The 15,537-nt window shown below is 65.7% G+C and carries 15 protein-coding genes; 4 read left to right on the forward strand and 11 right to left on the reverse strand.

Annotated features, from left to right (window positions below; all coding sequences use genetic code 11):
- Positions 1–14 precede the first annotated feature (14 nt).
- Genes ACQEVO_RS08130 through ACQEVO_RS08170 form a run of 9 tightly spaced genes read right to left on the reverse strand, consistent with a single transcriptional unit; the run spans position 15 to position 8,510 of the window.
- Positions 15–629, reverse strand: coding sequence for a hypothetical protein (locus ACQEVO_RS08130; protein ID WP_432910517.1), 615 nt, complete (start codon positions 627–629; stop codon positions 15–17).
- A gap of 41 nt (positions 630–670) precedes the next feature.
- On the reverse strand, positions 671–1,627 hold the full coding sequence (locus ACQEVO_RS08135) for an MlaD family protein (protein WP_432910518.1): 957 nt from the start codon (positions 1,625–1,627) through the stop codon (positions 671–673).
- Positions 1,624–2,718 (reverse strand): MlaD family protein, encoded by a 1,095-nt coding sequence (locus ACQEVO_RS08140; protein ID WP_432910520.1) that lies wholly within the window; start codon positions 2,716–2,718, stop codon positions 1,624–1,626. The genes ACQEVO_RS08135 and ACQEVO_RS08140 overlap by 4 nt, the downstream gene beginning before the upstream one ends.
- Positions 2,715–3,818, reverse strand: a complete 1,104-nt coding sequence (locus ACQEVO_RS08145; RefSeq protein ID WP_432910522.1) for an MlaD family protein — start codon at positions 3,816–3,818, stop codon at positions 2,715–2,717. The genes ACQEVO_RS08140 and ACQEVO_RS08145 overlap by 4 nt, the downstream gene beginning before the upstream one ends.
- Positions 3,818–4,858: an MlaD family protein gene (locus tag ACQEVO_RS08150; RefSeq protein ID WP_432910524.1), complete on the reverse strand. Its 1,041-nt coding sequence runs from the start codon at positions 4,856–4,858 to the stop codon at positions 3,818–3,820. The genes ACQEVO_RS08145 and ACQEVO_RS08150 overlap by 1 nt, the downstream gene beginning before the upstream one ends.
- Positions 4,846–5,850 carry an MlaD family protein gene (locus ACQEVO_RS08155; RefSeq protein ID WP_432910526.1) on the reverse strand — a complete coding sequence of 335 codons (1,005 nt, stop codon included), beginning with the start codon at positions 5,848–5,850 and terminating at the stop codon, positions 4,846–4,848. Before ACQEVO_RS08155 ends, ACQEVO_RS08150 begins: the two co-directional genes overlap by 13 nt.
- The gene (locus tag ACQEVO_RS08160) at positions 5,850–6,908 is read right to left on the reverse strand and encodes an MlaD family protein (RefSeq protein ID WP_432910527.1); all 1,059 of its coding nucleotides are present in this window, start codon (positions 6,906–6,908) and stop codon (positions 5,850–5,852) included. Before ACQEVO_RS08160 ends, ACQEVO_RS08155 begins: the two co-directional genes overlap by 1 nt.
- 4 nt (positions 6,909–6,912) lie before the next feature.
- Positions 6,913–7,776 carry an ABC transporter permease gene (locus tag ACQEVO_RS08165; RefSeq protein ID WP_432910529.1) on the reverse strand — a complete coding sequence of 288 codons (864 nt, stop codon included), beginning with the start codon at positions 7,774–7,776 and terminating at the stop codon, positions 6,913–6,915.
- Positions 7,776–8,510, reverse strand: coding sequence for an ABC transporter permease (locus ACQEVO_RS08170; RefSeq protein ID WP_432922482.1), 735 nt, complete (start codon positions 8,508–8,510; stop codon positions 7,776–7,778). The genes ACQEVO_RS08165 and ACQEVO_RS08170 overlap by 1 nt, the downstream gene beginning before the upstream one ends.
- Positions 8,511–8,885: 375 nt before the next feature.
- Here ACQEVO_RS08170 and ACQEVO_RS08175 point away from each other — a divergent pair, with 375 nt between their 5' ends.
- Entirely contained in the window at positions 8,886–10,532 is a 1,647-nt protein-coding gene (locus ACQEVO_RS08175) for a GMC family oxidoreductase (RefSeq protein ID WP_432910531.1), read from the forward strand.
- Here ACQEVO_RS08175 and ACQEVO_RS08180 read toward each other — a convergent pair.
- Positions 10,529–11,020: a MarR family winged helix-turn-helix transcriptional regulator gene (locus ACQEVO_RS08180; protein ID WP_432910533.1), complete on the reverse strand. Its 492-nt coding sequence runs from the start codon at positions 11,018–11,020 to the stop codon at positions 10,529–10,531. The two genes, ACQEVO_RS08175 and ACQEVO_RS08180, sit on opposite strands and share 4 nt — an antisense overlap.
- A gap of 123 nt (positions 11,021–11,143) precedes the next feature.
- On the opposite strand from ACQEVO_RS08180, the gene ACQEVO_RS08185 reads away from it, so the two are divergent.
- From ACQEVO_RS08185 to ACQEVO_RS08195, 3 genes are all read left to right on the forward strand, one after another.
- Positions 11,144–12,289 carry a spirocyclase AveC family protein gene (locus tag ACQEVO_RS08185; RefSeq protein WP_432910535.1) on the forward strand — a complete coding sequence of 382 codons (1,146 nt, stop codon included), beginning with the start codon at positions 11,144–11,146 and terminating at the stop codon, positions 12,287–12,289.
- Between the two features lie 64 nt (positions 12,290–12,353).
- Positions 12,354–13,166 carry a CbbQ/NirQ/NorQ/GpvN family protein gene (locus ACQEVO_RS08190; protein ID WP_432910536.1) on the forward strand — a complete coding sequence of 271 codons (813 nt, stop codon included), beginning with the start codon at positions 12,354–12,356 and terminating at the stop codon, positions 13,164–13,166.
- Positions 13,163–14,827 carry a nitric oxide reductase activation protein NorD gene (locus ACQEVO_RS08195; RefSeq protein ID WP_432910539.1) on the forward strand — a complete coding sequence of 555 codons (1,665 nt, stop codon included), beginning with the start codon at positions 13,163–13,165 and terminating at the stop codon, positions 14,825–14,827. The genes ACQEVO_RS08190 and ACQEVO_RS08195 overlap by 4 nt, the downstream gene beginning before the upstream one ends.
- Before the next feature lie 141 nt (positions 14,828–14,968).
- Here the strand turns inward: ACQEVO_RS08195 and cyaB are convergent, their stop codons facing one another.
- Positions 14,969–15,526, reverse strand: coding sequence for a class IV adenylate cyclase (gene cyaB / locus ACQEVO_RS08200; RefSeq protein WP_432910541.1), 558 nt, complete (start codon positions 15,524–15,526; stop codon positions 14,969–14,971).
- Between the last annotated feature and the right edge of the window lie 11 nt (positions 15,527–15,537).

Raw genomic sequence — 15,537 nt, forward strand, 5'->3', positions numbered from 1 at the left:
CGAGGCGATTCATCCTATTTTGTCGGTAGCGCGCTGTGGAGACCGCCGACGTCGGTGATGGTCCAGTTGTTGTTGCGGTCGATGGTCACCGAGTAGGTGACGGTCGTCGACACCCCGTCGGGGGTCTGGACGCTGGTGGAGTCGACGGTGAGGTAGGCATTGACCTTGTACACGCCGCCGGATTCGGAGGTGACGGTGGCGGACTGCGGCGTTGCCTTCGACGTCCATTGCAGTGGTAGCAGGATTTGTTCGAGTTGCGGGGCGGTGGCGTCGAATTTGGCGGACAGTTCGGGGCTGGTGCCGGCCTTCAGGCGGGTGAGCCAGCCTTTGACGTCATGGAAGTCGATTGCCGAGGCACCGAGAGCATAGGTCATGGCGACGCTCTCGGCGTGCCGGTTGCCGGCGGCGACGGTGTCGCGGTGGTTCAGTTCTGATCGTGCCGACCGCCACAGGAGCCCGAATGTCAGGGCACCGGCGAGGAGCAGCGTCAGCGCAAGTGCGGTGAGCACGGTCGACAGTCGTATCGAGAGCGTGACCGCCGTGCGCGACCGATCGCCGGGCTCGGGTTCGTCCACCCTGCTCGTCGCCTTGCCGGTGTCTGTTGCTTTTTCGTCTGTTGCCGTGGCCATGATTTGTCCTCCTGGCAGGTCGACATCGGTCGTGAGCCGGCTTATTTGGTGGTGATGCGGAAGTGCAGGGTCCCGTCCGGGTCGATTCCGTGCAGGGATTGGTCGATCAGCGCGCTGATATCGAGTTGGGGTGCTCGGTTCAGGGAATCGGTGACGACGGGCTGGAGGACCGGCGCCAAGGGGGCGACGCCCGGCCCGATCTCGTTCAGGAAATCGGTCAGCCGGCCCAGGAACGGTGTCAGCCCGTCACCGGTGAAGTAATCGGACACCGGACGGCTTTCGACGAGCGCAGAAGCTTGCTGGACGACGTTACCGAGCGAGGTGCCGAATTCACCGAGTTCCGGTCCACTGGTACGCAGCGACGGCCCGAGCCACTCGATGTTGCCGCCCAGAGCTTGGATATCGGCGAACAGTTGGCGCATGGTGCCGGTGCGGCTCAGTAAGGTGGCCGCCAGCAACGTGGTGGAACGTTGCAGGGTTTGCATGGCCGCATCGGTACCCGCCAGCGCCCGGTCGAAGGTATCGATCAGGCTCGCCATGGTGCGCGGTTGTAGTTGATTCAGCAATTCGACGAAATGGGCCGACAGCGCTGTGATGGTGACCGGGACGTGCACCCGTTCGGCCGGAATACGCTGTCCGTCGGCCAGGTACGGCCCGGCGCCGGCGGGCGGGGCGAATTCGATATAGGGCTCGCCGAGCGCCGAGAGTTGCTCGACGCGCACTGTGCTGGAGACCGGAATGTGGTAGCGCTCGTCGATACGCAGCCGCACCAGCACATCGCCGGCCTGTTTGCGCACCTGCTGGGTACGACCGACCTGAATGCCGTTGAGCAGCACCGGCGCGCCGAGGCCCAGACCACCGGAATCGGGCAGGTGCAGGTCGACGGTGAGGTAGTTGCGGCGCGGGTCCAAGTGCAGCACGCCGATCGTCATATATCCGATCCCCAGCACGAGAACCGCGGCGATCGCGGCGAGTGACATCGTTGCTCGCATGGTCATCGCACGGCTCCGACCATCCGCAAGGTGTCGATGATCCGCTCGGTCTGCTGCTGCGGCGACAGCGCGGTGACCGGCGGCGAATCGACGGTGATACCGACCAGGTTCAGCTTCGGACCCCGCTCGGCGAACGGAATGATCTTGTTCTGGATGAGTTCGACGAGCTTCTCGAAATTGGATGGTGACCCGGTATCGAGGGGGTGACTTCCGAACAGCATCGGTACGAAAGCCCGGAGGGCACGGCTACCGGACTGCAGCGCCGGACCGAGCCACAGTGCGCTCGGCGCCAACGGCCCGAGGGCGGTGAGCACGTAGACGACACCGATGGTGGTGTCGATGACGTCGGTGGTGTGCTGGACGCCTTCGGGGGTGAGGAGCTGGTCGAATGCCGGTGCGTTGTACAGCAGACCGTCATCGACGGTCGATTGCAGGCCGCGCACCAGGTGGTGGATCGAATCGGTGTCGGCGGCCAGATCCGCCAGGCTCGCGCCGAGGACCTCGGAGATATGGGCGGTGTCCTGCGGGTCGGCCGGCATGATCGTGTTGATCCGGTGCACGATGTCCTGGAAGTCGGTGACGGCGCCGCTACCGACGAAGGTGGACAACCGGGCCAGGATGTCCTCGATCGGCGGAGACTGTGTCGTATCGGCCAACGGAATCGTCGAACCCGGCGGTAACTGCCCCCTATCGTGTTCGGTGGGCTCGGTGAGTGCGATGTGCACATCACCCAGTGGTGTGTTCTGCCGCAGTCCGGCGGTGGTGCCGGCGGGAAGGCGCACCGACTCGCGGATCGAGACGTCGGCGACGACGAATCCCCGATGGCCCGGCTGTCCCGGGATATCCGCCGCGGCGTCGACTACCGTGACGCGGTTCAGATGCCCGACGGGCACGCCGTCCGCGATGACTCGCGCCCCTTGCGGCAGATTCAGGACATCGGCGAATTCGATGCGCAGGTGGTAGGTCGGTCCGCTGGTGCCGGTGCCGGGCAGGGAGATATCGGCCGGCTGAAAGCCGCATCCGGTGGCAGCAATTGCGAGAGTGCCCGCCGCTATCGTGTGTGCGCCTGTTCGCCAGTGGGCCGGGAATCGGGTCATCGTGCACTCACCGCCGCGAGAAGTGCCGGAAGACTGGGTATCGTGACCGCACCGTCCTCGGCTGTCCGGCATCGCTGTCCGGTGACGAGTTCCAGCGCGGCGCACATTTCGGTTGTATTCGACTGCGGGAGAGCAAGTTTCGGCGGTGCATAGCCGATGGTCATACGGCCGGTGCTCTTATCGAAGGACTCGGTGAAACCTGCCGCGATCGCGGGAGTCATGCGGATGATGTCGGATAGTGATCCGACTCCGGCCGCCAGCATTTGCGGAAGATCGGACATCGAGTCGAGTACGCGCAGGCCGGGCGATCCGAACATCATCACCACGTCGTTGAGCTGGGGAAGTACATCGACGAGATTTCCGACGATACGGACGATTTCGGGAAATTCGAGGGTATTGATATCTGCGAAAGTCCGGGTCAGTCCGGTGATGGTGGTCTGTACGGTGGGCCAGCCGCCGCGGGCGCGGTGGGTGAGCTCGGTGAGGGCGTCGAGGAGCGCGCCGAGATGGCCGATGGCCGCGTCCGGCGCCGACAGGGCCTTGCCGAGTTGCAGGATCAGGGTGTTGATCCGGTCTCCGGATCCGGCGGTGGCGCGATCCAGCGCGTCGAGGCCGGCGCCGACTGCGCCCGCCCGGCCGGGTTGTCCGGAACCGTTGAGTTGCTGCCCGAGCCGGGCGAGAGCGTCGAGGGTTTCGGACAGGCTCTTGGGGGTGAGGGTCTTGGTGATGCATCGGCGAGGGTCCCAGCCCGGGCCCTGCGGTTCGGCGCCGACGAGGGTGAGTGCGCGGTCGGCAATGATGGTGTCGCTGACGGTGACGGCGCCGACGTCCGGTGGCAGCTTGCGCTGCGCGGGTACGGTGAAGCGCACCCGCGCCGTGGCGCCGTCCGGGGTGATCTCGGTGACCCGGCCGATCGGAACACCCATGATGGCAACGGCGCTGCCCTCGTACAGGCCGATCGCATCGGGCATCTGCGCGCAATAGGTGCGCATTTCCGGCGCGGGCCTGGCGAGCTGCCACCCGGTTACCCCGGTACCCACAAGGGTGACCACCACAAGGGCCGACATGAACCCGCGCGATCCCAGAGCCCGTTTCAGCATCAGCATGTCCCTCCCGGTACCGGCACGCAGAATCCGGCGGCCTGGATTGTTGCGGCCGACTGGTCGACCATGACGCCTTCGCCCGGCGGCAGGAAGGGCAGCAATCGCTGCTCCGCGGAGCGCAGTGCGTCCAACAGAGCGCCCAGCCGATCGCCGAGCTGCTGTAGCTGCGGAATCGCCTCGGCAAGAGGCTGTGCCCGCTGTTTCAGCGTGTCGTCCCATGCCCGGCCCAGCGGGCCGAGGTCACCCAAGAGTGTGGCCAGGTCGTCGAGGGTCTGCTGGGCCTGGAATTTGTTGTTCTGGATGATGTTTTCCAGCCCGTGCAGGGTCGTCACCAGCTGCACGAGCACATCGGAATTGGCGTTCAATGCGGTCAGATACTCGTCGGCCACCGCCAACGTGCCGGAGATATCGGCGTTCTGCCTGTTCATGACATCGACCAGGCTGTGGGCCGCTTCGATCACGGCACGAATCGAATCGGGGCTCTCGCCGACCGATTCCGCCAGGGCGGCGAGATCCTGACGAAACACCGTGCCGTCGAGCCGCCGGACCGGCTGCACGGCATCCTGGAACGCCTGGGTGAGGTTGTAGGGCAGCCCGACCCGCTCCTGGGGAATCACTGTGTCACCCAGCGGTTCGGCGCCCAGGGGTTCGACGGCCACGTAGTAGCCGCCGACGATTGTCAGCATCCGGAGATCGAGCGCCGTCAGATCGCCCAGGAACACCTCGTCGTCGACGGTGAACGTCATGCGGACCCGGTCCGGCAGCAGCGTCAGCGAGTTCACTTTTCCCACCACTATCCCGGCCAGCCGGACATCGTCGCCCGGCCGGATACCGCCGGCTTCGGCCATTTCCGCGGAATAGCTTCGCCCGCTGTTCGTTTGGGTGACATAGACCGCGCCGACCGCGGCGAGCAGAATCAGCACGCCGCAGATTCCGGCTATACCCCAGCGCAGTTCGGTATCGCGTTCGGACTTCGCGGCGAACACCGAACGCAGTGGCGCGAACAGTGCCCGTCGGCGATGCGCTAACGGTGGCATAGTGTGATCCTTTGTCCGGCGATGAGGATCTGCAGTGGCTCCGGAGCCTGCGCGGATCCGTGGGTACAGGTCATCGCCTCGTCGGGCCCGGTCGGCGGCAGGGTCGCCGCAATCGTGTGGATCAGGCCCGGCAGCCGTCCGAATACGGCCGCGGCATCCTGGGGCGACGGAAATGCCCGCTGTAAGAGAGCGTCCAGGTCTTTGCCGGGTGCGCCGGTGATCCCCAGCACCTCCAGCATGTCCCGCACAGGTTTGAGCACCGGGGGAATGGTGACGGCGAAATCCACCAGTCCGGGAAGTTTGTCGGTTATCGCGGTGAACAAGCTCGTCAGGTTTGTCAGCAGTTGCATCGAATTCCCCGACCGGCCACCCAGCTGCGCCGAGACCTCGGCCAGGTTGGTCACCAGTGTCGACAGCACCGCCTGCCGATCCGAGGCGTACCGGCTCAACTTCTCGATGGCATCCAGCGCCGGACCCACACCCGTCCCGTTGCCTTGGATCAACGCCAACAAGCTGGACGCGAACTGGTTCAGATCATCCGGCGACAATTCCTTCAGCACCGGCTGCAACCCTTTGAACAGTCTCGTGATGTCGAAGGAGGGCACCGTCTCCGACGGCTCGAACACCGCTTCGGGGTCGCGGCGGGTGCCCGGCCGCTCGGGCTGCCGGATTTCCAGGTAGCGGAACCCGGTCAGGTTCTGATATCGGATCGCGACGGTGCTGTCGGCGAATACCGGGCGATCGCGGATCACCGTGAAACGTACCCGGGCGAGGCTTCCCGCCAGTTCGACCTCACCCACCTTGCCGACCGCGACCCCGTACATCCGCACGTCATCACCGGTGCGCAAGCCGTTGGCGTCGGTGAACAGTGCGGTGTAGGTATCGGTTGCGCCGGCTACCGGCCGCTCGAGTACGCGGAACACCCCGATCAGCGCGATGACGATGATGGCCACGGCAGCCGAAACTCGAAAGAACAGTGACCGTGTCGACATCAGCGACCTCCCGGCGCGGGTGGCAGCCCGAATACCGTCGACAACGGCGTGCCCAGCGCGGGTACGACCGCCAGGTCGACGGTGGCGTCGAGCACCGGACCGTTCGGGGTGTCGGTGAACGCCGCGGCGAGGCGATCGAGCAGATCACTCAACTGCCGGTCCGAACGGTGTGGTGAGCTGACCGATCCCGACAGTCGGTCCAGCACCGCGGTCATCAGGGGAATGAACTCGGCGAAATAGCGTTGGCCGGTGTTCAGGGTCTGCGCGGTGGCCGGCAGGAGCTGACTCTGGATATCGGCGAACATCCGAGCGTATCGATCCCTGTGCTCGGGGGTCGAGAGGTATTCGTTGCTGTAGGCCGAATACAGCACTTCCACTCCGCCGGAGATCAGCGCCGGAACGCCTTCCAGTGCCGATCCGAACCGGTGGAACAGCAAGGATGGGGGCATCTGCTGGGTGTCGGTGAACGCGCGCACAGTGGTGCCCATGGCCTGCAATATCGGGCTCAGCGCCCGCACATCGCGGGCCGCCTGCCCCAGTAGCGCCGCCAGTTTCGGTGTCAGGACATCGGTGGTGAGACCACCGGTCGATTCCAGCAGCGCCGACAGTGTCGCGTCGCGGAGCCGGCCGGCATTGCGACCGGTGAGGTCGATCGTGGCCCCGTCGGTGAGGAGCGCGCCGCCACCACCCGAGTGGAGATCGACAGCACTGATACCGAACAGGTTGCCCATCGCAAAATCGACGCTCGAGCCGTCGGTCAGCCCGAACAGCTGAGAACTCTGCAAGCTCAACGAGATGCGCTGCCGTCCGGAACCGAGACGGTCGATCGAGGACACCGAACCGACCCGCACCCCGTCCAACCGCACGTCCGTACCCGCCGCCACACCCTCGCCGACCTGCACGGTCAGCAAGGTGACATGAATCGTCCCCGCCGGTGCACCGCTCGGGACCATGCGGTGCACCACGACAGCGATGAGGACAAGTGCGATCGTGACCACGCCGAGGATGCGGGCGCGGCGCGGACCGATCTCGGTACCGGGCAGAGAATAGGCGGGCACGGCATCATCCTGTGAATGTGATCGGAGATTGGAACCCCCACAGCGCGATCGTCGCGACCATGTCCAATGCGATGATCGAGACCAGGCTCGCCCGCACCGCCCGGCCCGACGCCGTGCCCACCCCTTCGGGTCCACCGGTGGCGAAATACCCCTGATAGCAGTGGATCAACACCACCGCGATGGCGAACACGACCACCTTGAGGGTGGCCGCAACCACATCCCAGCCCAGCACGAACTGATCGAAATAGTGGTTGTAGGTGCCCGACGGTGTGCCGTGCACGGTTGTCACGATCAGCTCGCAGGAGAAGTAGGCCAGGATCAGCGACACCACGAACGCCGGGGCCACGGCGACGATTCCGGCGATGATGCGGGTGGTCACCACGAACGGCACCGACCGGACACCGAGCGATTCGATCGCGTCGATCTCTTCCGAGATCCGCATCGATCCGATTTCCGCGGTCATCCGGCAACCGACCTGCGCGGCGAAACCCACCCCCGCCGCAATCGGTGCCAGTTCACGTGTCACACCGAACGCCGACATCAGGCCGCTCAGCTCACCCAGTGACAGCAGGTTCAGCGCACTGTAAGCCTCGATGCCGATCGAGGCACCCATCGCCGCCCCCATCAGCAGCATCAGCGGCACCACCCCGCCGCCGACGATCACCGAGCCACGTCCCCACGTCATATCCGTGATCACCATGACGGTCTGCCGACGGTAGTGAACCAGCGTGTACGGCACCGCCGATACCGCCTGCCACGCGAAACCGAGCGCGAACCCGGTCGACTCGACCGGTGCCCACGGACGCAGGCGGCGACGTAACCGGCCGGCCCACCGCAGCCCCGGCGGAATATAGGGGGAGGCCGTCATCACGCCATCCTCAGCGGGAAGAACATGGTCACCACCTGGGTGATCAGCGTGTTGAAGACGGTGACCACGGCGACCGACATCACCACCGCGGCATTCACCCCGTCGGCCACCCCGCGCGGGCCGCCCTCGGCTTCCAGTCCGCGTTGGCACGCGATCACCACCACCACGAATCCGAACAGGAATGCCTTGACGAGCGACACCCAGATATCGACTGTGGTGGTGAAGGCTCCGAACGACGTCCAGTAGCTGCCCGGGGTGACGTCGAGCGCGGCGACAGCGACGAGGAAGCCCGATCCGATGCCGACCACCACGATCAGAACGTTGAGTAGCGGCGCCACCAGCATCATCGCCGCGATCCGCGGCACGACGAGCCGTTGAACCGGGTCCAAACCCATGACCCGCATCGCGTCGACCTCCTCCCGCACGGTCCGCGCCCCGAGGTCGGCCGCAATCGCCGCCGCCCCGGCGCCGCCGAGCATGAGTGCGCTCGCCATCGGTGCGCCCTGTTTGATCACCCCCAGCCCGCCGGCCGCTCCGATCATCGATTCCGCACCCAACTGCGACACGATATTTCCGACCTGCGCAGACACGATCACGCCGAACGGAATCGCCATCAACACACTCGGAACTGCGGTCACCTTGATCAGGAACCACGCCTGCAGCAGTGTTTCCCGGGTCTGAAATCGCCCCTGCGCCGCATCGGCGCCGCCGATGCGGATCGCGTGCACACTCATCCGCAGGGCCCGGCCCAGCGTGGCGATACTCGACAGGACCGTCTCGGACAGGTTCCGGCGCAATACGGTCGATGCCGTCGGTCCCGATGGACCGGACCGCTCGTCGACCGCGGTATCGCCACCATCCGGGGGACGCGGGAAGGTTCGCACTAGCCGCCACCTCAGTAGCTTTCAGCCGGCCGGCAAGAGAAGACTGTACCGGCAACTATAAGGCTTACAGTGTGGCCGATATTACACACGGGGCGGAACCCGCACAGCCTTTTTGTGTACTCGGTGTGCGTTCGCGCCCACGTCGCCGAGATCGGTGCTAGCGTCGGCAACTAGTTCGGATTCTGAAGTACTGTCTTCACAGTTGTTGAGCCAAGGATGGTTTGGATGAAGCAGCGATGTTCCACCAAAGGCTTCTCCGGCCTGAGCTCCGCAGACTACGTGGTTGTGGGATCGGGCAGCGCGGGCGCGGTCGCCGCTCGGCGCCTTGCCGACACCGGAGCCACCGTCACCCTGATCGAATCGGGTCGCCGGCTGCGCGGGCCACTCGTCACGATCCCGGGGATGTGCGGAGCGATCCACGCGATGACGGTGTTGCAACGCCGGGTCACATGGCCCGCGTACACGGTTCCGCAGCGACACATGGGTGGCCGCACACTTCCGCAGTCCCATGGCCGCGCCCTCGGTGGTGGAAGTGTGATCAACGGGATGGCGTTCGTTCGCGGGAACCGGCAGAACTACGACGACTGGGCAGGCGACGGCGCCGCCGGCTGGGGGTTCACCGATGTGCTCCCGGCATTCCGGCGGCTGGAAAGTTTCGAGGACGGTCCGAGTGAACTACGTGGCGGAACCGGTCCGATCGCGGTGGAGCGGACCACCGGTCTGGCGCCGGTGACACGCAGTTTCATGTCCGCGTTGTCGGCGACCGCGGACGTCGACGCGAACAACGACTACAACGGGGTGCAGCAGGCCGGTGTTGCCGCGCTGCAGCAGAGCACCCGCGCGGGCCGGCGGGTGGGCACCGACCGTGGGTACCTCTGGGATGCCCCTGCCAACCTTCAGGTGGTGAGCGGCGTGACCGCAACCCGGGTGCTCGTGGACAACGGCCGCGCCGTCGGCGTGGAACTGGCCGGCGCCGGCAACCGGCGTCCGATCGGGTCGGTCCGAGCCGACCGCGAAGTCATCGTCGCTGCCGGATCGCTGGGGTCGCCGCGCCTGCTGATGCTGTCCGGAATCGGTCACGCGGAACACCTGCGTGAGCACGGGATCAAGGTTGTCGCCGACCTACCGGTCGGCGACAACTTGCACGATCACCTGTTCGTCCCGTTGTCCTACCAGGCTCCCAGCGGGCGCAGCGCATCCCCGGTGAGTTTCGCCAAGACGATGGCACGTGAATACGTGCGCCCGCGGTCGACGTATCTGGCGCATACCCTGTTCGAGGCCGTGGCTTTCGTGGACAGCGGTGTGCAGTCTCGCGCCGGTGTTCCCGACCTGCAGATGTTCATCCTCCCGATGAGCTATCCGGAAAACCAGGATGCACCGGGACTCCACCTGGCCGCCGATCCGTCGCCGTCGCTGACGCTGCTGCCCACCATGCTCTATCCGGCGAGCCGGGGAACAGTGCGGCTGGCCTCGACCGACCCGTTCACCGCCCCGCTGATCGACCCGAACTACCTGGCGGAACCGCGAGATCTGGCGACATTGATCGCGGGTATGGAACTTGTCCGGGAGGCGATTGCACACGGCGCGGTCGCCCCGGAAGTAGGTCGCGAGATGCTGCCGGGTTCGGGTGCGACCGGTGCGGACCTCGCGGATTTCGTGCGCCGCAACGCGTCCGGCGTGTACCACCCGGTCGGAACCTGCCGGATGGGCGCCGAGGGTGATTCGGTGGTCGACCCGCAGCTGCGTGTGCGTGGCGTGGAGGGACTGCGCGTGGCCGACGCTTCGATCATGCCGCGCATCGTCGGCGGCAACACTAATGCCGCGGCGATGATGATCGGTGAACGTGCGGCCGAGCTGATCGCGGGCGGCTAGGGCTGGTCGGTCGATCCGTCCTCGCGCAGCGGGTTCGGCACGACCGGCTGCGGTTGTCCACTGAGTTTCCGCAGTGTGGTGATACAGGCCTGCAGCTCGTCCAGCGATACGCCGACGGCCCGGGCGCGGAAGAACTCGTGCAGCCGGCGCAGCGACTGCTGTTGTGCGGTAACACCTCGTGCGGTCACTTCGAGTTCGGTGACTCGACGGTCGGCGGGCGATGTCGTCCGCCGCAGCAGTCCCGCGGCGACGAGCTTCTCCACGTCGGCCGTGATCGTGCTCGGCAGCACATTGAGGTATTCGATCAAATGCTTCGGGCGGTCGAGGCCGGCGTGGACCAGGAAGAGGATTCCGAGCGCGCGTTCGGATATTCCGCGCTTTCGTGCCACCGGCAGGGTCAGGTTGGAGATCATCCGCCGGACATCGGTTACGGCACTGAGGAAGTCGATGATATCGGCGTCGTCGGCAGCATCAATTGGCTCGGTCACGAGCCTCCACTTTACTGCATTATCCAAAAGGTTCGTTTTATGAACTATGTTGGGTTACTCTGCACCTGGAGGCGAAAGCCGTCTCGCCCGTTCGTGAGGGCGCGAGGATCAGCATGGAGTGTCATGAAGTCGTCCGAACCAGTCCGAGACCAGGTAAAAGCCGACAGCGACCTCATCACACCACCGGGCGCCGCCCGGTTGTGGTCATGGAAGGCACTCGTATGCTGGGCTGTAGTCGCGGTCCTGGCGGTTCTCGTTTTTGCAACCGCCGAGAAGAACGGACCGGTGTCGGCCGACAACCGTAATCCGGGGGGAGCGGACAAACCACTGCCTGTCGAGCCGCTGTGGTCGGTGATCGACTGGCTCACCGTGGGGCAGGTTCTGGGGCTCGTCCTGTTCATCGCCGTCGTCATCGCCTGTGTCCGAGGATGGCGGCGCCATCCGGGGCACCCGGTGATTCTGATGGTTCTCGCCACCAGCACGCTGTTGTGGGTCGACCCATACAACAACTGGGCCATCGGGTTGGTCTACAACCCGAAACTCTGGCATTTCCCCCGGGATTGGCCGTGGCTCAACCTTTCCCCGGTCATCGAGCCGCTCACCTCGTTCGTCTACGCGCCCTACATTCTGCTCCCGTACTTCGTGGTGATGCCGATCCTGCGCGCCGTGCAGCGGCGGCGCGGGCCCGACGCGTTCGTCTGGCGTCATCCCTTGATCTCCCTGGGAGTGCTGACGTTCGTCTTCGGTGCGATCTGGGATGCCCTCCTGGAGATCTTCCTGGTCCAGACCCAGTTCCTGACCTACACGCATGTCGTCGAGTTCGGCTCGATCAACGCGGGCGAGAACACGCAGTTTCCGATGCTGTGGGCCAGCGTGCTGATCACGATCGTGATGATTCCGGCGTCACTTCTGCTCTATCGCGACGACACCGGCCGTTCGCAGGCGGAAAAGATCGCCCGGCGGTTCAGGTTTCACGACCGCCGACCCAAACTGGCCACCTTCCTGGTAATGGCGATCACCCTGAGCGTCATGATGTTCAGCTTCAGTTCGGCGTTCTGGGTACTGCGTGCCACCGGCGCCGCATCCACTGTCGCCTGCCCATGGCCGTATCCGACCGCGAAGACATGGGATCCGCACGGCTATTACGAATCCGAAGGCGCTCCCGGACCGTTCACCGCCGGCGCCGGAAGTACCTGGCAGATCGGACAACCCGAGGGCCGGCCCACTCATATCGTCCCGGAGTCGCAGCGCTGCAACCCTGACAACTGACGCTACCGGCCCGACTGCCACGTGGAAGTACTTCCGAGAGTCGTCCCGTTCGATTGGGGAACCGATGACACTGACCGATAACTCCGAGGTACGCACCGGTGCGCCGTTCTACAAGCCGGTCGGCGACGAGGCGGAGGTATTCCGCGCAGCGGCCCGGCGCGGTCTGCCGGTATTGCTGAAGGGCCCAACCGGGTGCGGAAAGACACGGTTCGTGGAGGCCATGGCGGCCGAGACCGGCCGCGATCTGATCACCGTGGCCGGGCACGAGGATATGACGTCGGCGGATCTCGTGGGTCGTTTCCTGCTGAAGGGCGGAGAAACGGTGTGGGTGGACGGACCTTTGACACGAGCTGTGCGCGAAGGTGCCCTCTTCTATCTCGACGAGGTGGTGGAGGCACGCCAGGACACCACTGTGGTGATCCATCCACTGGCCGATCATCGTCGCGAACTTCCGGTCGACCGGCTCGGCACGACAGTGCCGGCCGCACCCGGGTTCCAGCTGGTGATCTCGTACAACCCCGGCTATCAGAGCGTGTTGAAGAACCTCAAGGAATCGACCCGGCAGCGGTTCATCGCCATCGAACTCCGCTTCCCGCCCGCCGAGACCGAAACCGAGGTGGTGGCCCACGAAGCCGGGATAGCGCACGACACGGCGCGTGCGCTGGTGACCCTGGGCAACGCTATCCGGAGTCTGGACGGTGCGCCGCTGCGGGAAGTGGCGTCCACGAGGATGCTGATCCTCGCCGGTGGCCTCGTCGCCGAAGGGCTGAGTCTGCGCAGTGCTGTCCGGTCGGCTGTCGTGCAAGCGCTCTCCGATGATCGGGAAGTAGTCCGCGCACTCGGCGAACTCGCCGACGCCGTCCTACCCGGCTCATGACCGCGACCGACCCGAACCGGTTTCGCTTACTGGCGACCTTCCTCGCCGGCCGCGCTGTCGAGCTGGCATGGTCGGAGAACGGGACGGCTGCGCACACCACCGGCCGGACCATTTTCCTCACGCCCGGCCGGTCCTGCGTCCAGCAGCGCCGCGAGGTAACCGTCCAAGCCGCCCTGCTCGGTGCAGGAAGCCTGGATCCGCCCCTGGTGCAGGCTTTGCGGCGACGTCCGGCGCTGGCACGCCGCTACCTGGCGCTGGAAGCACGGCGGGCCCTCGCCGAACTCCCCGGTCCGGTCCTGCGCGCCGCCGAGCTGCCCTGTGACAGTGAAGCCGGCACCGCGACCGCTGAGGAGTCACTCGCAGTCGCCCGGGGCCGCCGACCGGTCGCCGATCCGCCGGACTGGTTCGGCGTCATCAAACCCGCCCTCCTGCCCATCAGTGTCATGGCGGACCCGGGCAAGCGGCTGCGCCCGCAGCTTGCTGCGCCCGACGACTCCGAACCCGGCGACGAGCAGCCCGGCGACCGCGTGATCGCGAATCTCTTTCGGAACCCCCTGCTCAGCTCTCGAACTCTGATGGACTTCTTCCGCGGGAAGAGCGGCGGTACGCGGGCGGCCGGGGCCGGGCCCACCGGCGTCGGTGCATCGGCGCGCAGAGCGCGTCACGGGCGTAGGGCCGGGTCCCGAACCAGGCCTTTGAACACGCACATTCGATTCACCGAAGACGGCAAGCCGGCCGTCGTCGCCGGGGAGAACGGCGCCGTCTACCCGGAATGGGATGTGCACCAGCAGCGGTACCGCCCCGGATGGTGCCGAGTGGTCGACCTTCCGGTCACGGCCGAGGCCGACAACGTAGTCGACGGTGTCCCACCCGACGATTTGCTGCGCCGACGCCTGGCCCGGGTCGGCACGGGTCCCCACACGCTGCGCCGGCGACCCGACGGCGACGAACTCGACACCGAGGCGCTCATCGACCTGTATGTGGACCTGCGCTCGGGTTACTCACCCCCCGGGCATGTCTACCGCGAACGCCGCAAGGTGGCACGCGATCTCGGCGTCCTGATCCTGCTCGATGCGTCCGGCTCGGCCACGGACACGGACCACAACGGTTTCACGATCCACGACCGCCAGCGCCGGGCGGCCGCCACCCTGGCCGTCACGCTGGAAGAATTGGGCGACCGCGTCGCTGTCCACGCATTCCGGTCACACGGCCGCCATGCGATCCTGCTGTCGGAGATCAAAGCGTTCGGGCAGCGTTTCGGCGCAGTCGGGCCGGCCCGGCTCAACCGAACTCGACCCGGCGGGTACACGCGCCTCGGAGCCGGCATCCGCGCGGCAGGCGAGATTCTCGATACCCGAGCCGGTACAGAGAATCGGCTGTTGTTGCTGCTGTCCGACGGCCTCCCGTTCGAGGACGGCTATGAAGGCCGCTACGCCGAGGCCGACACCAGCAAGGCACTCGAAGAACTCCGTGGCATCGGCGTCGGATGCCTGTGCCTGTCACTCGGCTCCGATACGGACACCGAACTACTCGAGCGTGTCTTCGGTGCCGCGGGGTATGCCACCGCGAACACCCTTGCCGAGCTGAGCCCGCGCATCGACGAACTGTTCCTGGCCAGCCTGCGAGAGTTCGGCGCACCCAGTCCATTCCGTCACCACTGAGGAAACACACCTGGACCGCATTTGCCGAATCCGGTGGTCAGCGCCCGGCCTCGCTGCGGGCCGCCGCGTGTGAGCAGTATCGGCCGCGATAACAGTGTGATACGACCATCTGCCTACTCGCAGGACCCGTCAATGGTGCGGCTATCGGCGTGCCTGGCGGACTGCGTCGGTGTAGAGCTTGTTCGTCAGCTCTCCGGGAGAAATACCGAGCTCGGCGAGTACTGTTCGCAGGTCTTCGAGTGCGAGCGGAAGGTCGGATTCTTCTGTCCGGGTCTCGAGTTCGAGGAAGGTTCCGGCTATCTCCGGAACCTCGGCGATGGTGGCGAGCATGCTCCGGCCCGCAGTGGTGAACTCGAAGTTCTCGCATCGCTTGGTGAAAGAGATCGAAGGCCGGAAACCGAGCTGGAAAATGATGTCCTGCATGGCATCGCGATCGGCCACGCTGGTTTCGAACTCCGGTTTGGATCCGGTTTCCGTGTCGACGGCAGGGGCTTTGAACGTGAGCAGGTGCCATTGTCGGCCGGTGGAGTCCTGCACTGTGCGGAGCCGGAGCTCACGGCCGCTACCGTCGAACCGGTTGTCCGGGGTGTCGTAATAGGTGTCCCAGTACGAAACCGCAATAGGTGTGGCCCGCTCACGTAAGGCAGCCCGGACTCGGTCCGGAGTCGTCAGTTCGGCTTTATATTCTGCCTCGATCACGGTGCTGCCTT

Source organism: Nocardia sp. CA-290969 (assembly GCF_050936135.1).
Classification (GTDB): domain Bacteria; phylum Actinomycetota; class Actinomycetes; order Mycobacteriales; family Mycobacteriaceae; genus Nocardia.